Annotated in this window: 17 protein-coding genes and 1 tRNA gene; 5 read left to right on the plus strand and 13 right to left on the minus strand. The window is 54.2% G+C overall.

Annotated features, from left to right (window positions below; all coding sequences use genetic code 11):
• Positions 1-60: 60 nt before the first annotated feature.
• Positions 61-882 (minus strand): phosphoenolpyruvate hydrolase family protein, encoded by an 822-nt coding sequence (locus BN6471_RS11555; RefSeq protein WP_066649228.1) that lies wholly within the window; start codon positions 880-882, stop codon positions 61-63.
• A 2-nt stretch (positions 883-884) separates the two neighbouring features.
• Positions 885-2,105, minus strand: a complete 1,221-nt coding sequence (locus BN6471_RS11560; protein ID WP_066649230.1) for a Tm-1-like ATP-binding domain-containing protein — start codon at positions 2,103-2,105, stop codon at positions 885-887.
• A gap of 157 nt (positions 2,106-2,262) precedes the next feature.
• On the opposite strand from BN6471_RS11560, the gene BN6471_RS11565 reads away from it, so the two are divergent.
• Positions 2,263-2,339, plus strand: a tRNA-Pro gene (locus tag BN6471_RS11565).
• Positions 2,340-2,587: 248 nt separating this feature from the next.
• Positions 2,588-3,985 (plus strand): ATP-binding protein, encoded by a 1,398-nt coding sequence (locus BN6471_RS11570; RefSeq protein WP_066649232.1) that lies wholly within the window; start codon positions 2,588-2,590, stop codon positions 3,983-3,985.
• Between the two features lie 116 nt (positions 3,986-4,101).
• On the opposite strand, the gene BN6471_RS11575 is transcribed toward BN6471_RS11570, so the two are convergent.
• Positions 4,102-4,344, minus strand: a complete 243-nt coding sequence (locus BN6471_RS11575) for a helix-turn-helix domain-containing protein (protein ID WP_066649235.1) — start codon at positions 4,342-4,344, stop codon at positions 4,102-4,104.
• A 100-nt stretch (positions 4,345-4,444) separates the two neighbouring features.
• Here BN6471_RS11575 and BN6471_RS11580 point away from each other — a divergent pair, with 100 nt between their 5' ends.
• A complete protein-coding gene (locus BN6471_RS11580; protein ID WP_066649237.1) occupies positions 4,445-4,672 on the plus strand; it encodes a hypothetical protein in 228 nt (75 codons plus the stop codon).
• A gap of 151 nt (positions 4,673-4,823) precedes the next feature.
• Here the strand turns inward: BN6471_RS11580 and BN6471_RS11585 are convergent, their stop codons facing one another.
• Positions 4,824-6,191, minus strand: a complete 1,368-nt coding sequence (locus BN6471_RS11585) for a TrkH family potassium uptake protein (RefSeq protein ID WP_066649239.1) — start codon at positions 6,189-6,191, stop codon at positions 4,824-4,826.
• 207 nt (positions 6,192-6,398) lie between these two features.
• Between BN6471_RS11585 and BN6471_RS11590 the strand changes: the two genes are divergently transcribed.
• The gene (locus tag BN6471_RS11590) at positions 6,399-6,674 is read left to right on the plus strand and encodes a GNAT family N-acetyltransferase (protein ID WP_066649242.1); all 276 of its coding nucleotides are present in this window, start codon (positions 6,399-6,401) and stop codon (positions 6,672-6,674) included.
• Positions 6,675-6,743: 69 nt separating this feature from the next.
• Here the strand turns inward: BN6471_RS11590 and BN6471_RS13190 are convergent, their stop codons facing one another.
• The 8 genes from BN6471_RS13190 to BN6471_RS11630 form a co-directional block, all read right to left on the minus strand.
• Positions 6,744-7,130 carry a NifB/NifX family molybdenum-iron cluster-binding protein gene (locus tag BN6471_RS13190; RefSeq protein ID WP_066649245.1) on the minus strand — a complete coding sequence of 129 codons (387 nt, stop codon included), beginning with the start codon at positions 7,128-7,130 and terminating at the stop codon, positions 6,744-6,746.
• Between the two features lie 60 nt (positions 7,131-7,190).
• On the minus strand, positions 7,191-7,532 hold the full coding sequence (locus BN6471_RS13195) for a DUF134 domain-containing protein (RefSeq protein ID WP_066649248.1): 342 nt from the start codon (positions 7,530-7,532) through the stop codon (positions 7,191-7,193).
• Between the two features lie 118 nt (positions 7,533-7,650).
• The gene (locus BN6471_RS11605; protein WP_066649251.1) at positions 7,651-8,163 is read right to left on the minus strand and encodes a flavin reductase family protein; all 513 of its coding nucleotides are present in this window, start codon (positions 8,161-8,163) and stop codon (positions 7,651-7,653) included.
• Positions 8,164-8,188: 25 nt separating this feature from the next.
• Positions 8,189-10,123, minus strand: coding sequence for a bifunctional ADP-dependent NAD(P)H-hydrate dehydratase/NAD(P)H-hydrate epimerase (locus BN6471_RS11610; RefSeq protein ID WP_066649254.1), 1,935 nt, complete (start codon positions 10,121-10,123; stop codon positions 8,189-8,191).
• A gap of 3 nt (positions 10,124-10,126) precedes the next feature.
• The gene (acpS, locus tag BN6471_RS11615; protein ID WP_066649257.1) at positions 10,127-10,492 is read right to left on the minus strand and encodes a holo-ACP synthase; all 366 of its coding nucleotides are present in this window, start codon (positions 10,490-10,492) and stop codon (positions 10,127-10,129) included.
• Positions 10,489-11,409, minus strand: a complete 921-nt coding sequence (locus BN6471_RS11620; protein WP_066649260.1) for a P1 family peptidase — start codon at positions 11,407-11,409, stop codon at positions 10,489-10,491. The genes acpS and BN6471_RS11620 overlap by 4 nt, the downstream gene beginning before the upstream one ends.
• Positions 11,410-11,450: 41 nt before the next feature.
• Positions 11,451-12,419: a biotin--[acetyl-CoA-carboxylase] ligase gene (locus BN6471_RS11625; protein WP_066649262.1), complete on the minus strand. Its 969-nt coding sequence runs from the start codon at positions 12,417-12,419 to the stop codon at positions 11,451-11,453.
• The gene (locus BN6471_RS11630; RefSeq protein WP_066649264.1) at positions 12,416-13,027 is read right to left on the minus strand and encodes a RecX family transcriptional regulator; all 612 of its coding nucleotides are present in this window, start codon (positions 13,025-13,027) and stop codon (positions 12,416-12,418) included. The genes BN6471_RS11625 and BN6471_RS11630 overlap by 4 nt, the downstream gene beginning before the upstream one ends.
• Positions 13,028-13,101: 74 nt before the next feature.
• On the opposite strand from BN6471_RS11630, the gene BN6471_RS11635 reads away from it, so the two are divergent.
• Positions 13,102-13,845: a peptidoglycan-binding domain-containing protein gene (locus tag BN6471_RS11635; RefSeq protein ID WP_066649266.1), complete on the plus strand. Its 744-nt coding sequence runs from the start codon at positions 13,102-13,104 to the stop codon at positions 13,843-13,845.
• Positions 13,846-13,848: 3 nt separating this feature from the next.
• Here BN6471_RS11635 and BN6471_RS11640 read toward each other — a convergent pair whose 3' ends face one another.
• Positions 13,849-15,306 carry an alpha-amylase gene (locus BN6471_RS11640; protein ID WP_066649271.1) on the minus strand — a complete coding sequence of 486 codons (1,458 nt, stop codon included), beginning with the start codon at positions 15,304-15,306 and terminating at the stop codon, positions 13,849-13,851.
• Between the last annotated feature and the right edge of the window lie 37 nt (positions 15,307-15,343).

Genomic DNA, 15,343 nt, shown 5'->3' on the forward strand with positions numbered 1-15,343 from the left:
TATGTGCAAAAAAGAGCGCCGCATTTTCGGCAGCGCCCTTCCCCGCGATACGCCAAAAGCTTATTTTTTAATATTCTTGAACGCCTCTGCCTGCTGGCGGATGCCCACCTCCGCGGCAAAGCGCTCGATACTCGACGCGCCGAAGAAGCCGTCCACGCCTTTCGTACGGCTGATCACGTACTGTGCGTCCTCCGGCTCTGCGATCGGGCCGCCGTGGCAGATCACGAAAATATCCGGGTTGACCGCGCGTCCCGCGTCGCAAATCGCCTGCACGCGCGTCACGCAATCGTCCAGCGTCAGCGCCGTCTGTGCGCCGATGGAACCCTTGGTGGTAAGCCCCATGTGCGCCACCAGGCAGTCGGCGCCCGCTCCAGCCATCTTTCTCGCGTCCTCTTCGTTGAACACATACGGGCAGGTAAACAGGTCGAGCTCGCGCGCCTTGCGGATCATGTCCACCTCCACGTCATAGCCCATGCCCGTCTCCTCGAGGTTTGCACGGAACATCCCGTCAATGAGCCCCACCGTCGGGAAATTCTGCACGCCGGAAAAACCCTGCTCCTTGAGCTGCTTTAGGAAAACGTCCATCAGGCGGAAAGGGTCGGTTCCGCATACGCCCGCCATGACCGGCGTATCCTTGACGACAGGCAGCACCTCGCTGCCCATTTCCACGACGATCTGGTTCGCGTCGCCGTAGGAAAGCAATCCCGCGAGCGACCCGCGCCCCGCCATGCGGTAACGCCCGGAATTATAAATGATGATCAGGTCTACGCCGCCCATCTCGCCGAATTTCGCCGAAATACCCGTGCCTGCGCCCGCGCCGAGGATGATCTTTCCCTGTGCGCCCTGTTCCTTTAACCTGCGGATGATCTCTTGTCTTTGCATAATTACCTCTCCTTTTTGCTATTGATTTCGTCGATTAATTTCTGCGCGGCAGCCCTCGCGAACGCCGCGTCGTTGATATGATGATCCATCTCGATCAGCTCGACCTTGTCCGGGTCGATATTTTCGCGGATCGCTTCAAACAGCGCCGCATCTTCCCCCGGCCCATAAAACGGCTCGCCCTCTTTGTCGATCATGGAAACGCCCCGAAGCGGCAGCATCAAAGCCGCCGGGCCTGTACTCTGGTTGAGCTTCCCGGCGATCACGCGCCCCAGCTGCCTGTTTTCCTCTTCCGTCGTACGCATGAGCGTCGTCGTAGGGTTGTGGCGGTAAAAATTGCGTCCATGGTATTTTTCCGGCACACTGCTTTGCGGCCCGAAGTTCACCATGTCGAGCGCGCCTACGGACGCCACCTGCGGTACGCCGCAGCGTGCCGCCGCATCCATGCGCTCCTTCCCTGCCGCGAGGATACCGCCGAAAAGCTCGTCGCACCATTCCGTCGTCGTGAGGTCGAGCACCCCCTCGAAAAAACCGGAGGCGATCAGGTTCTCCATCGCCAAACCACCCGCGCCCGTCGCGTGGAACACCAGCACCTCATAGCCGCGTTCTTCCAGGTATTCGCGCGCAAAATCAACGCACGGCGTAGTCACGCCGAACATCGTCGCTGCGACCAGCGGCTTTTTTTCCACCTGCTGCGCCGCCTCAAATTTCAGCATACCCGCCATCGCGTGCGCCGCGTTGGAGAAAATTTTCATAGAAAGCGAATTTAAGCCAGCTACATCCACGATCGACGGATACATGATGATATCGCTTGTGCCCACATATACGGAAACGTCGCCCGCCGCGACCGTAGAAACCATGATTTTGGGTACGCCGATGGGCAGCGCGCGCATGCCCGGCGTTACGATGGACGTACCGCCCGACCCGCCGAACGAAAGCACCCCGTCGAATTTCCCTTCGCCAAAAAGCCTGGGCAATAAAATTTCGATCCCCTTTGAAAGCGCCGCTGTCGCCCGCGCGCGGTCTTTTGCCCGCGCGAGCTCCGCGATGTCTTCCCCTGCCGCCTGCGCCACCTCCGCGTTGCTGACGTCAGGCGTAAACGCGCTCCTGAAAACGCCGCTGTGGATCGTCAATACGTCGATCCCCACATCATTCAGCAGCCCTTTCACATACAAATACTCTGCGCCTTTGGAATCAAAGGTGCCCACCAATGCAACAGTCTTCATAATCGTTTTGCTCCATTTTGAATTTATGTATAGTATACCACTTCGTACGTCCGCGCACTATACATTCATACCATTTTCGTCATTTTTATCAGGAAGAAAGGGCTTGCAAAAACATGAAAATATGATAGAATAGAAAAGTCCTTGTAAAACCGAATATCTGGGTGTGGCGCAGTTTGGTAGCGTGCTTGAATGGGGTTCAAGAGGTCGCAGGTTCAATTCCTGTCACCCAGACCAAGAAAACCGCTTAGAAGGCTATATATGCAGCTTTCTAAGCGGTTTTTTATTATTAAATTTAACAGCCACAATTCAAAACCTCATAATCTATGAATACTAAATTCTCTTTCCACTTAACTGCCGCTATTTTATGCATTACTTCGTTCTATTCAAACAAATACTTGTGTTATTATTATTGTAAAATAAAATCTATGCTATAATATATTTAGTTGTGATACATAATTAATATTCTAGGGGAGTTTATGCATATGAATTATGAAACTGAATGTTTAATTCCAGATCGTTTTGATCAGGTATTACATCTTGGAGAAAATTATTTTAATGAATTAAAATCGAAAGATATAAAACCTTCAAGATTATCAAAAACAGTATCCGCATTTGCAAATGCTAGTGGGGGAGATATTTATATTGGTATTGAGGAGGAGACTCGTACCAAAAAACGTACGTATAATGGATTTGCTAGTATTGAGGAAGCAAATGGAATTGTACAAATGTTACTTGAACTTGCTCCACTCGAAAATTTTTATGCAATAACATTTCTTAAGCATCCAGTTATGAACTCATACATTTTGCAATTAACTGTAATGAAAACTGCTGCAATTGTATATGCAACGGATGGTACAGCATATGTACGTCATAATGCGCAAAACGATCCTGCCAATACTCCAGAAAAACTACGTCGACTTGAGTTAGATAAAGGAATTGCTCAATTCGAAAATGAAAGTATTCCTGAAGCTATGCTTGTTGATGCCACTGCCTCAAAAATAATGGACTTTTTTTCTTCAAATGTTGTTCCTAATATCGAAAAAACACAGTGGCTTATTAAACAAAAGTTAGTTAGGGATCATTCGCTCACGGTTGCAGGAGTAATGCTCTTTACCGATGAACCTCAAATTTTTCTTCCAAAAAGATCCGCCATCAAATTATATAGATACAAGACAAGCTTTGTGGCTGATCGAGATAATTTAGATGGCCAACCCCTAACAATTGAAGGGTCAGTTTATACGCAAATCTATGACGCGGTAAAAAAAGTCAAAGAAATAATCGAGGGTATCAAAAAGCTGGGGATCGGATTTGAATCAATAGAATATCCGGATGAAACTTTACATGAGATTATTACAAATGCCGTTTTACATAGAGACTATAGTATAGCAACCGATATTCAAATACGGATCTTTGATAATCGGGTTGAAGTTGAGAGCCCTGGCAAACTTCCTGGATATGTAACAATCAGCAATATTCTCGACTCTCAAACTGCGCGAAACCCTAAAATAGTTCGTCTTGTCAATAAATTTCCAAGTGCTCCCAACAAAGATGTTGGAGAAGGATTAAATACTGCTTTTGAGGCAATGGAAAAATTAAGATTAAAACCTCCAATAATAACTGAAACAGATACATCTGTCCTTGTTGTTATCCGCCATGAGAAACTTGCATCTCCTGAGGAAATAATCGTAGAATATTTGCAAACGCATGATTCGATAAAAAATGGCATTGGCCGAGTCATTACAGGAATAAAATCAGAAAATTCTATGAAAACTGTTTTTTATCGCCTTAGGGATAGGGGTTTTATCAAATTAGTCCGAGGCTATAACTATTGGGTCAAGACGGATCAGTTTGACAGATTGGTAACGGAGCAATTTAAATAATTGTATCTTGTAAAGGGCAACTACTGTTTGGCTGCTTCTGTATTCCTTTTTAATAATATGCTATATCACCATTCAGATCCAAAAAGACTGCAATTGCAGTCTTTTTTGGATCTGAATCACTTTATTTCCTGTTCCAGATTCCTGAATAGCCCATCGTCAAAAAAATCCGCAACCGACATCTCAAGTCCGTCGCAAAGCTTTTTGACTGTCAGGACTGACAAATCCCGCCTGCGGCTATCCATCATACTGTAAACCGTAGAAGGCGTGATACCTGCTCTAGTCGCTAATTCATTCAGCTTGATCCCCTCCTGCACGCATAACTTTTGAAATCTGGCTACGATCGCGTCTTTGATATTCATTCAATCACCCTCAAGGCGATTTTAACTTTTTATCCGCAGGGGCGTATACGCACTTGCGTATATATTGTGTTTGGTTTATAATTTGCATGGAGGAGTCATTATGTATAAAGATAAAAATACTGTCATCTCTGAAGATGGCGATACTACTATATTGACCATAAAGTTGATAAGTGCATTGATAACTTTGGAATCCTCTGTCGATTCTGCATTGGATGTCCTACGTAAATCCTATGGTGTAAATACGCCGCACATCAAGGAAGGCATCCGCCGCTTGGAGGAGGGTATCAAAAAGTGTAATAGCTTCATAAAAGCAAAGGAATTGAAATAAAGAGAACAGCCTTTCCTCCGCCAAAAATATTTACCGCTTCTATGTTGCCCTGCGCGCGGTCGCCATGTTGGATCAAGCATGTTGCCGCATTAAAACCGCTCCTGGCAGGAACGGTTTTTGTTTGGCCTTAGAATAAGCCTTTCAAGGTTCCCTACCCGATCATGATACTGTCCTTGGGATAGCGTATCCGCGCGTCCGGCCGCTCCAGCCGCGCCGCCAACGCCATCGTGAATGTAAAGATGCCCACGCGCCCCCCGTACATCAATATGATGAATACAATCCGGCTGGCGTCGGTGAAATGGGCGGTATTGGCGGAGGTCAGCCCCACCGTACCGAAGCTGGAAACCACCTCGTAAACCGTGTCCGAGAGGGTGATCGGGTTGTCGTATTCGATGAGCGAAACGATGCCGATCGCCACACATACGAAAACCACGCCCAGCGCCGTGGTGACGACCGAGCGCAGTACGATCGTTTTGCGCACCGTGCGCTTGAAAACGACCACATCTTCCTTGCCGCGGATGATAGCCATGATAAAGAGGAACAAAAGCGCGATCGTCGTCGTTTTGATGCCTCCTGCCATACTGGAGGGCGACCCGCCGATAAACATCCACACCGCGGTCACGATCTTGGATGCGGGCATAAGCCCGTCCTGCGGGATGGCCGCAAAGCCTGCGGTGCGTGCGGAGACCGACTGGAACAGCGCCAGCATCGCCTTGCCCGGCGCGGACACGTTTTCCGCCCCCAGCGTGCGCGGGTTATTGTATTCGAGGAGCAAAAAAAGCACGAAGCCCACGGACGTCAGGATAACGCTGACGCTCACCGCGACCTTGGTATGCAGGCTCAAATGGTGCTTTTTATTTTTGGCCTTCCTGTAAAAATCCAAAATGACATAAAAGCCGATCCCGCCCAGCACCATAACGCACATGGTAGTGACCATAACGAGCGGGTCGCCCGCAAACAGGCTTAAGTTCGTGCCCGCGCCGAACAGCTCGAACCCGGAATTACAGAATGTGGATACCGACTGGAACAGGCTGTAATAAAGGCCGTTCGCGACCCCGAACATGGGTACGAAACGAACCGCAAAAATCAAAAACGCACCCGCCTCGATGATTGCGGTCATCAAGAGGATGTCGCGCACCATCTTGACGATCCCCTGCAGCTGCGGGTCGTCCATGGAACTTTGCAAAACCAGGCGGTCGCGCAGCGTAAAGCGCTTGCCCAGCATCATATACAGCATAGAGGTCATGGTCATAAAGCCGATCCCGCCCAGCTGGATCAATACCAGCAGCGTCACCTGGCCAAAAACGGAAAGCGTAGCGCCGATGTTAAAGACGCTCAGGCCCGTGACGCAGACAGCGGAGGTCGCGGTAAACAAAGCGTCCAGAAAACGGATCGGCAACCCGCTTTTGGTGGCGATGGGCAAAGATAAAAGGATCGTCCCCATCAGGATCATGATCCCAAAGCCAAATACAAGCAGTTGCGATGGGCTGAAACCGCGCCATTTAAAACGCTTCGTCATAATAAAACGATTCTCCTTTAAACCATGATGAACGTTATTGATCCGCTGTGAATAGGATAGCAGGCAGCAATCGTTCTGTAAAGCCAAAAAAATCGAAAGTCCGATTCAGCCAGCCGCTAAAACGTATTCGCTTTTGCGCTTCTTCCGTTTTCCGCCGCCCTGTTTGTGTTATACTGATAGTAAATACACATCCGGAGGGCCAAAACCATGACCTTTTCCCATTCCAAAGACCGTATTTACCTTGAGGGTGAAAACCACAAAATCCTTGCCTTTGTTTCGTTCCCGGACGCCGGCGGCGGCATCGTCGACGTCAGCCACACTTATGTGGACCCGTCCCTGCGCGGACAGGGCATGGGCGATAAATTGATGCTCGCGCTCATAGACGAGCTCAAAAGGAGCGGCAAAAAAGCAAAGCCAACCTGCCATTTCGCGCAGTTATGGTTTGAACGGCATCCCGGCTATGCTTCTTTCCTCGCGGAATAACACAAGGGGTTGTGAAACAATAAAAAATACCCCCGGCATGGCTGGGGGTATCCTGTATTTCCGCCGGTATCAGCAGGTATGGTGTCCGCACAAATGGCCGCCTTCATGGTCATGCCCTTCGCCGTGGTGCGAACAGGCCACGTCCGGATCATAAGCCAGTTCCCCTGCCAGCAGGCTTTCGACCGCCTTGTCCGCTTCCCCCAAAACGCCGCCGTACAAGCGGATGCCCGCTTCGGCCAGCGCCTGCTTTGCACCGCCGCCGATCCCGCCGCAGATGAGCGTATCCACGCCTTTTTCTTTCAGGAAGCCTGCCAAAGCCCCGTGTCCTTCCCCGCCTGCGTTCACCACAACGCTTTGTACGACTTTTCCGTCCTCGATACTGTACAACTTAAAGTTCTCGGTATGGCCGAAATGCTGAAACACTTCTCCGTTCTCATAGGTCACTGCAATTTTCATTTGATATTCTCCTTTATAAAAGTCAAGATCCTGTTCCCCGCCTGTTCTTCCGACAGCGGTTCACGTTTTCTGCCAGCGGCGGCAGCAGCTTTTTCCGCAGGTATCGCCGCGGTGTTCACAAAACCGCACATCCCCGCCGTCGATCTGCAAACGGCGGCCATGGACGATGCACTCCGCTATTTTTTTGCGCGCCCTGGTGTAAATCGCCTGGATGGTCGACCGGGCGACGCCCATCTGCTCCGCGCATTGCTCCTGCGTCATTTCCTCCAGGTCGATCAGCCTGATGGCTTCATATTCATCCAGCGCCATTGTTACCGCTTGTTTGGCGCAGCCGCCGTGCGGCGCAAATTCCGTATACCCCGGAGCCGCACAAACGCGGCGGCATTTTTGAGGCCGTGACAAACCCATCACCTCCGTTATTGGCATATGCCAATTATATTATAACCCTTTTCCGGCATATGTCAATAACCTTCCGCAAAAACGGTATAAAAAACCGGGCCTTACGCCCGGCTTTTTCCAATCAGTCCCGCTTTAGTATTTCCTGTACCTCCGCAATGTACAGCGTATGGTAATCCTTGTCCGGATACCATTTCGCGTCTGTTCCGCCGCCGTCCAAAAAGCATGCCGGGTCATACGGCTGCGCGAACAGCTTCTTGCACACGATGACGGTGTTCGCCTCCTCAAAGTAAGGCGTTTTTTCCCAGTGGGCGACGTGGAAGCCCGTTTTCGCAATCTTGTCCTCGTCGCGTCCGGATACCGTGCCGAAGTAATTGAGCTCGCTGCGGTATTCGTTCCCCAAAAACGAGAGGGACAACGTTTCCGCCCCGTCCACAAATTCCTTGGTATAGCGCTGCGGACGGATGACCACGAAAGCCACGTTTTTGCCCCACATCACGCCGAGACCGCCCCATGAAGCAGTCATGGAATTCACCCTGCCGTCCTTTTCCGCTGTGACGAGCATCCAGTCCTTGCCGATCATTTGAAATACGCTCTGGTCAAACGCTTCCGGCCTGACCGTTTTAAATCCTGCCATATTCTTATCCTTCCTCCTATTGGATTCAGCCGATCTTGCGCCTCGCCGGCGGCCTGTCGCCTGTATTTTTCAATTCCTCCAGGATCTCCCGCTTCATTTCCTGCGTCACCTGGTTTTCCTCATCTTCGGCTTCCGCGAATTCCCTTTCTTCCAGTTCGTCTGCGAGAACCTCCCGCTCCTGCCCGTCAAGCTTTTCTTCCGCGCGCACAAGCTCTTCCTGCCCTTCCGCTATTTTGGCATGCTTTGCCGTGGGCTCGTCCATATACTTTTCCAAAAACGCCGGGACTTCCTCCCGCTGCTTTTCATCCATACGCTCCGGCTCGCCCGCAAACAGATTTTCTTCCCCTTCGGGTTCTTCGTCCTCCGGTTCCTGTATTCCCGGCCGGGCGGTTTTATCCGTCCTGCCCACCGTATCCGCTTCCACATAATCCACCAGCATCGCTTCGATGGCTGTGCCGATGTGGTTTACCGTGTCCATGGGGGTCATCGAATATTCCCCTTCGTGCTCCGCTGCGTATTCCCCCGCCATACCGGCGACATATACGCCCATCAGCGCCGCCTCGTATGCGTCCTTGCCCTGCGCCGCAAAGGAAGCGATCACGCCCGTCAGCACGTCGCCGCTGCCGCCTTTCGCCATACCCGGACTGCCCGCGCACAAAAGCGACGCGTTGCCGAACGGGTCTGCGACCACCGTCGTCGTTCCCTTGAGCACCAGCACCACGTCGTGTTCCATCGCAAAACGCACCGCATGCTTCAATGGGTTTTCCAACACCTGCCCCACATCCATGCCGGAAAGCGCCGCAAATTCCTTGGGGTGCGGCGTCAAAATAACGTCCCCGCGCTTGTTATCCAAAATACCCATGTCCTCGCTGAGTGCAAAAAGCGCGTCCGCGTCGACCACCTTGGCCATGTCATAGTTGCACACGACCTCTTCCACCAGCTCCGCGGCGGCCTCAGAACGCCCCAGCCCCGGCCCGATGGCGATGGCTGTCTTGCCCTCCGCCAGTCCCGCGACCTGCGTGATCGCAAGGCTGGAAAGTTCTCCGTCGATCCCGCCCGCAAGCGTATGGCATACCGCCTCCGGCACGTTCATTTGCATTACGTTGACGACAGGCTCCGTGGAAGCCGCCGCCACAAGCCCCGCGCCCGCACGCGAAGCACTGCGCGCACATAGCACGGCGGCGCCCGCCATGCCCGCGCTTCCCGCGAACAGCAGCAGCCGTCCATAGCTTCCCTTGTTCGTATCAAGGGGCCTTGTGCCGAGGCACATATCCTCGTCGTCGCTTTCATAAGCGCATACGTTTGCCTGCAACGGCACGTCGCACCCGTCGTCCACGCCGATTTTGGCGATACACAGCTCGCCCGCATATTCCCTACCCGGAAACATGAAATGCCCGATCTTCGGGTATTGGAACGTCACCGTGATATCCGCGCGCACGGCCGTTCCCATAACAGCGCCCGTCTGCGCGTTTATGCCGGACGGGATATCCACGCTCACGATCAGCGCGTCGCGCCCGTTCAAATAATCGATGATATCCGCGTACAGCCCGCTTATGCTGCGCGAAAGCCCCGTGCCAAACAGCGCGTCCACATAGACCTCCGCCTCGCCGAGCCCTTCCAGCTCCGCAGCGCTGCCTAACCACAGCAGACCCTCGTCCTGCGTTTCAAAAAACGCGTAGTTAACCTGCGCGTCCCCTTTCAGGTCTTCTTTTTTCCCGGCCATCACAACCGTCACGTCATACCCGTTCGCCCGCAAAATACGCGCCGCGGCCAGCCCGTCGCCGCCGTTGTTGCCCGTCCCGCAGAACACCTGCACGCTGCACGGCTCCGTTTCCTCCCGGATGCGGTCAAACACGCTGTAAGCCGCGTTCTCCATCAGCAGGATGCCCGGTATCCTGTTTTCCTCGATCATGTATTTGTCTACTGCCCGCATCTGTGCGGGGGTCAGTGTGATATGCATATTTCAGCCCTCCCTTTCCAGCACCGCAAACGCACTTGCATATTCCCTCGTGTGGGTGATACTCAAAAAAACCTTACTGCCGCGGCACCTGTCCGCGAGCTTTCCGTGAAGCTTCACATACGGTGCGCCGCCTTTCTCGTGCAGCACCTCGATATCCGTTAAAGGCCCGTCCGTGATGCCCAGCCCCATCGTCTTTAAAACGGCCTCCTTGGCGCAGAACATGCCCGCCGCGCTTTGTGCGGCAAGCCCCTTTTTTGCAAGGTACGCCCGCTCGCTTTCTGTAAACACGCGCCTCAAAAACGCTTCGCGCCGGATGGCCTCTTCCACGCGGCCGATCTCGATGCTGTCGATGCCGATGCCCCCGATCATTTGCCCATCCCAGCCAGTACGGCGTTGATCACCGCCCTGCGCGTCGCTTCCGCCGCCGCTGTGACCAGGGCGTTCACATCCATCTGCTTATTCCCGTATGAAAGCGCGAACATCGTGTCCCCGTCGAGCATCGTATGGATGGGATCGATGGACTTCGCCAGCCCGTCGTGCGCCACCTGGGCCAGCTTTGCCGCACCGTCCTTGTCAAGCGCGGCGTTACACGCCACCACGCCGATCGTCGTGTTCTGTCCCATCATTCTTCCCATATCCACCGCGTTTTCCATCAAATACTGCGACGTACCGATGTGCTTCCCGTTTTTTTGCGCACCCGCGAGTACCTCGCCGTGTTCCACCACGTCCCCGAACGCGTTGACGCATACCAGCGCCCCCACGACAACGCCCTTGGGCAATATGATGCTGGCCGTACCGACGCCGCCCTTTTGCGCGTGCGCCATGCCCAGCGCCTTGCCGACCGTTGCGCCCATGCCCGCGCCGATGCTCCCCTGCGGGACTTTGGTTCCCGCATTGATGCACGCGGCATAACCCATGCCCGCGTTGGGGCGGATGTCGCTCCTGCCAAAGCCGAGGTCATAAATCACCGCCGCCGGTACGATAGGCACGACCGCCTCGGCGGTATGTACGCCCATCTTCTGCTGCTCGCAGTAGATCATCACGCCGTCCGCCGCCGCAAGCCCATATGCGCTGCCGCCCGCAAGCAAGACTGCCTGGGCCGTTTGTACGGCCTTGGCCTGCGCCATGAAATCCGTCTCGCGCGTACCCGGCGCACTGCCGCGCACGTCGACGCCGCACACCGCCCCGTTTGGTGCGATCACGACGCTCACGCCCGTCATCCCTATCGTGTCCTGCGCATGGCCGACGAGCAGCCCCTGCACATCCGTTATACTTCCACTATACATATATCGTTTGTCCCCCGTTTAACATACGGAATATCTTCCCTCTAAACATAGTCCGCCATCCCGCGCAGCGAAACTTCCCCCGCGCGGAACGTCTTTCTTTCCTGCCCGACGCGTACGATGACCGCGCCGTCCTCACAAAACCCTTCGCAGACGCCCGTAAGCGTCCCTCCTGCGCATACGATACGGATCTCTTTTCCTATTATAGCACTATTTTCGCAATATTCGTCAAAAACCGAAGCGATCCCTTCGCTGGTATACCGCCCGCAATAAGCAAATACGTCGTTGATAAGCGCAGCGCACAGCCGCTGCCGGCTTAACTCGTGCCCCGTTGCCATGCGCAGGGATACGGCGCGCTTCCTGACGTCGCCCGGAAAATCTTCCTGGTTGACGTTAAGCCCCATCCCGCACACGATATATTCCACATGGTCAATGTCCGCCGCCATCTCGGTCAGGATGCCGCACAGCTTTTTCCCTTCGTATACGATGTCGTTCGGCCACTTGATGAGCGCGTTTATGCCGCACACCCGCCGCACCGCGCAAAGCAGCCCCAGCGCCGCCGCAAAGGTGATCGCAGGCGCCTTTTCCGGCGCAAACTGCGGGCGCAGCAGTATGGTCGTCTCAATGGCCGCGCCGCGCTGCGAATCCCAGCCGCGTCCCAGCCTTCCCTTTGCGCTCCCCTGGTGTTCCGCTATAAAGACGCTCTTTGCGGGCGCGCCGCAGCGGGCCGCGCGTTTGGCCTGCTCGTTGGTGGAATCGACTTCCTCCATCCACACATAGTTCACGCCCGGCATTTCCTCATAAAGGGAAACATATTCGCGCTTCAAAAGGTCGGGCAGCTTTTGCAGGCGGTAGCCCCGCCGCGTATGCGCCTCGATTTCCCCGCCCTCGGCGCGGATCTCTTTGATGTGCTTCCAGATGGCCGCGCGCGACACGCCGAGCTGCTCGCTCAGCTCCTCGCCCGACACAAAGTCCTGCGCGCGGAACAATACGTCGATGATCGATTCCCTCATTCTTCCGTCCTTGCAAGCGCGCTTTTGATATCCTCGTATTCAAAGCCCTTGCCCATCAGCGCGCGTATAATCTTTTGTTTCGCCTTGTTTGGTTCTTCCCCGCGGTATTTGCAGCGCAGCCTTTCGATATAGCCGTCCAGCACGCTTTCGCTTGTGCCGGCATCTTGGGCGGCTTTTTCCGCCAGCGCGCGGTCGATCCCTTTTTCCATCATCTTGCTCACCGCGACGCGCTGCCCGTATTTTTGCATCAGCTCCTGCGCGTACGCCTGCGCATACGCCTCGTCGTTGATATATCCATATCCCGCAAGCTGTCCGACCACGCGGTCGATCGATTCCCCGTCGACCTCTTTGGCTTTGAGTTTTTTGCGCACCTCGCGTTCCGTGCGCATCTTGTACGACAAAAATTCCATCGCGATCCCCGCGGCGTATTTGTCGCCGTCCTCGCTCCTCAAGTCCGCCAGCTCCCCTTCGGAAAGCTCGGCCCCGACCTTGATGTGGTAGGCGATCGCCGTATCGAGGTACACGGCCATCAAAAAGCCGTCCTCCGTATACAGGTTGACCCTGTTCTTATTGCGTTTCCCTTCTTTGATATCCGTAATTTTTATCATAGTCCTATTATATCCAAAAGCGCCTGCCTTGGAAACTCATTTGCAATTTTTATTTTTTTTGGTAAAATAATGTCATGATGAAAAAATTTTTTTGTTTGATCCTGCTCGCTGCGCTCCTTTGCGTCCCGGCCTTTGGCATGGCGGCAGACAGCGTCATATCCCAAAACGACCGCGGCGATAAAGTCGCGCTCGTGCAGCAGCGCCTGCGCGACCTCGGATACCTCAACTACCGTCCGACAGGCAAATTCAGCGAACTCACCGTGTCCGCCGTACAAAGCTTCCAGCAGCAAAACGGCATCGCGCCCGACGGGCAGATCGGCTCGGATACCTATGACCTGCTCTTTTCGGACGAGGCCAAGCGCGCCCCGGCGAATTCGCGCATCAAGCGCACCTCCGGCCCGGCCTACAACGGCAGCGTAAAAACGCACGGCGCCTTAGGCTCGTGGGAGGCGGTCGGCGCGCTGATCCCCGAGGGCAGCGATATTGCCATCACCGATTACAACACCGGCGCGACGTACACCATGCAGCGCACCGGCGGTTTAAATTGCGCGCAGGTCACCGCCAAAACAGCGGACGATTATAGCGCCTATTTAACGTCCTTCGGCGGCGAGGCCACATGGGAACACCGCGCTGTGCTCGTAACCATCGGGGACGCCGTATACGCCGCGTCCATATTCGGTATGCCTACCGGCACGGACGATAATGGCACAGGCATGAAAGGCCATACGTTTTTGTCCTTCAACCCCGGCCGTACCGACATCTTCGCCTTAAGCGACGACGAACACCTCGTCGCTATCACAAGGGCTGCGGGCGAATAAGGCTTACGCCTCTTCCGCCGCTTTGACCCATACGGAAACGCTTCCGTCGTTTACAAAGAAATCCGCCCACCCGTCGTCGCCAACTACGACCTCGTCCGGGCGGTTTTTTGTGCAGTCAAAAAACCTGCTGCCCGCAAATTTTTCGCCCACATACATATGCTTTACGCCCCCGCTGCCATTTGTCAGCAGCGCCGCGAGTCCTGAATTTCCATGTATCTCGTCGCCCTCCCGCGTCCAGCCGATGATGTTCGGGTCGTCAAAATAATCGTTTTGCTTGCCGTAGGCGCGGTAACGCCGCGCGGCGACCAGCGGCCTCAGCATTTCGCGCATAGGCTCCACGCCGTCGTGCGGGATCCCGTAATAGTCGCCGTAAAAGACGCACGGGTAGCCTTCCTGCCGCAGCAGGATCAGCGCATAGGCAAGCGGCTTGAACCAATCCGGAATCCACGACTCAAGCGACTGCCCCGGCTGGGTATCGTGGTTATCGACAAAGGTCACGGAACGCATCGGGTTATTCTGCGTCAGCGTATCGTTTAAGATCGTGCGCATATCAAAGGCGCCGCCGGAATTGGCCGCGTCAAAAAAGCGGAAGTGCAGCGGCACGTCGAACAGCGACATCGCGCCCTCCGTGGTGTCGATGTAATTCTTGAGCGCGGCAAGGTCGCCGTTCCAGTATTCCCCCACGGAAAACAGCTCGCGGTTTTTTTCCCTGCGCAGCGTATCCAGCCAGTCGCTGTAAAAAGAAAAGCGCATGTGCTTGACCGCGTCCATGCGGAAGCCGTTTACCGGGGCAATGTCCAGATACCAGTTGCCCCACCGCTTCAATTCCTCCACGACCTCCGGATTGCTTAAGTCCACGTCCGCGCCCATCAGGTAATCGAAGTTTCCCTTTTCGTCGTCCACCTCGTCCTCCCACTGCTTGCCGTGGAACTTGAATATCCCCTTTTTCTGTTCCTTTTCGTCCCAGTCGATGCCGCCGAAATGCGTGTGGTTCCATTTGAAATCCGAATATTGCCCGTTCCGTCCGGGAAAATCGAACTTCGTCCACGCGACGATCTCTTTGTCCTCGCCGATGCTCTGCTGCCGGTTCTCCGGGTTATATTCGCGCGCGCGCACCGTCTCCGTCCCATCCGCGCCCATCATATGGTCGAGTACGATATCCGCGTATACCTGTATGCCATGGTCGTGCAGCGCGCCGATCGCGTTGACGTATTCTTCCTTTGTCCCGTATTTTGTCGGAACCGTGCCTTTTTGGTCAAATTCCCCCAGGTCGTACAGGTCGTACACGGCATATCCTACGTCGTTCTCACCGCCGCTGCCTTTATACGCGGGCGGCAGCCACAGCGCCGTGATACCGTCCCGCGCAAGGCTCTCCGCCTCCTCAGCTACCTGCCGCCACAACATTCCGGACGGCAGATACCATTCAAAATACTGCATCATCGTACCGTTGAATTCATCCATATATGTTTTCTCCTCAGTTTTCTTTTCTCCATAGATA

Origin of the sequence: Christensenella timonensis, assembly GCF_900087015.1 — a bacterium.
GTDB classification, from domain to species: Bacteria; Bacillota; Clostridia; order Christensenellales; family Christensenellaceae; genus Christensenella; species Christensenella timonensis.

Excerpts from the sequence above, each read along its gene's own strand:
- BN6471_RS11590 (WP_066649242.1), top strand. The coding sequence starts at position 6,399 with ATGACCTTTTCCCATTCCAAAGACCGTATTTACCTTGAGGGTGAAAAC.
- BN6471_RS11640 (WP_066649271.1), bottom strand. The coding sequence starts at position 15,306 with ATGGATGAATTCAACGGTACGATGATGCAGTATTTTGAATGGTATCTG.
- BN6471_RS11580 (WP_066649237.1), top strand. The coding sequence starts at position 4,445 with ATGTATAAAGATAAAAATACTGTCATCTCTGAAGATGGCGATACTACT.
- BN6471_RS11625 (WP_066649262.1), bottom strand. The coding sequence starts at position 12,419 with ATGAGGGAATCGATCATCGACGTATTGTTCCGCGCGCAGGACTTTGTG.
- BN6471_RS11585 (WP_066649239.1), bottom strand. The coding sequence starts at position 6,191 with ATGACGAAGCGTTTTAAATGGCGCGGTTTCAGCCCATCGCAACTGCTT.
- BN6471_RS13190 (WP_066649245.1), bottom strand. The coding sequence starts at position 7,130 with ATGAAAATTGCAGTGACCTATGAGAACGGAGAAGTGTTTCAGCATTTC.
- acpS (WP_066649257.1), bottom strand. The coding sequence starts at position 10,492 with ATGATCGGGGGCATCGGCATCGACAGCATCGAGATCGGCCGCGTGGAA.
- BN6471_RS11610 (WP_066649254.1), bottom strand. The coding sequence starts at position 10,123 with ATGCATATCACACTGACCCCCGCACAGATGCGGGCAGTAGACAAATAC.
- BN6471_RS11555 (WP_066649228.1), bottom strand. The coding sequence starts at position 882 with ATGCAAAGACAAGAGATCATCCGCAGGTTAAAGGAACAGGGCGCACAG.
- BN6471_RS11635 (WP_066649266.1), top strand. The coding sequence starts at position 13,102 with ATGATGAAAAAATTTTTTTGTTTGATCCTGCTCGCTGCGCTCCTTTGC.
- BN6471_RS11575 (WP_066649235.1), bottom strand. The coding sequence starts at position 4,344 with ATGAATATCAAAGACGCGATCGTAGCCAGATTTCAAAAGTTATGCGTG.
- BN6471_RS11630 (WP_066649264.1), bottom strand. The coding sequence starts at position 13,027 with ATGATAAAAATTACGGATATCAAAGAAGGGAAACGCAATAAGAACAGG.
- BN6471_RS11620 (WP_066649260.1), bottom strand. The coding sequence starts at position 11,409 with ATGTATAGTGGAAGTATAACGGATGTGCAGGGGCTGCTCGTCGGCCAT.
- BN6471_RS11605 (WP_066649251.1), bottom strand. The coding sequence starts at position 8,163 with ATGGCAGGATTTAAAACGGTCAGGCCGGAAGCGTTTGACCAGAGCGTA.
- BN6471_RS11560 (WP_066649230.1), bottom strand. The coding sequence starts at position 2,105 with ATGAAGACTGTTGCATTGGTGGGCACCTTTGATTCCAAAGGCGCAGAG.
- BN6471_RS11570 (WP_066649232.1), top strand. The coding sequence starts at position 2,588 with ATGAATTATGAAACTGAATGTTTAATTCCAGATCGTTTTGATCAGGTA.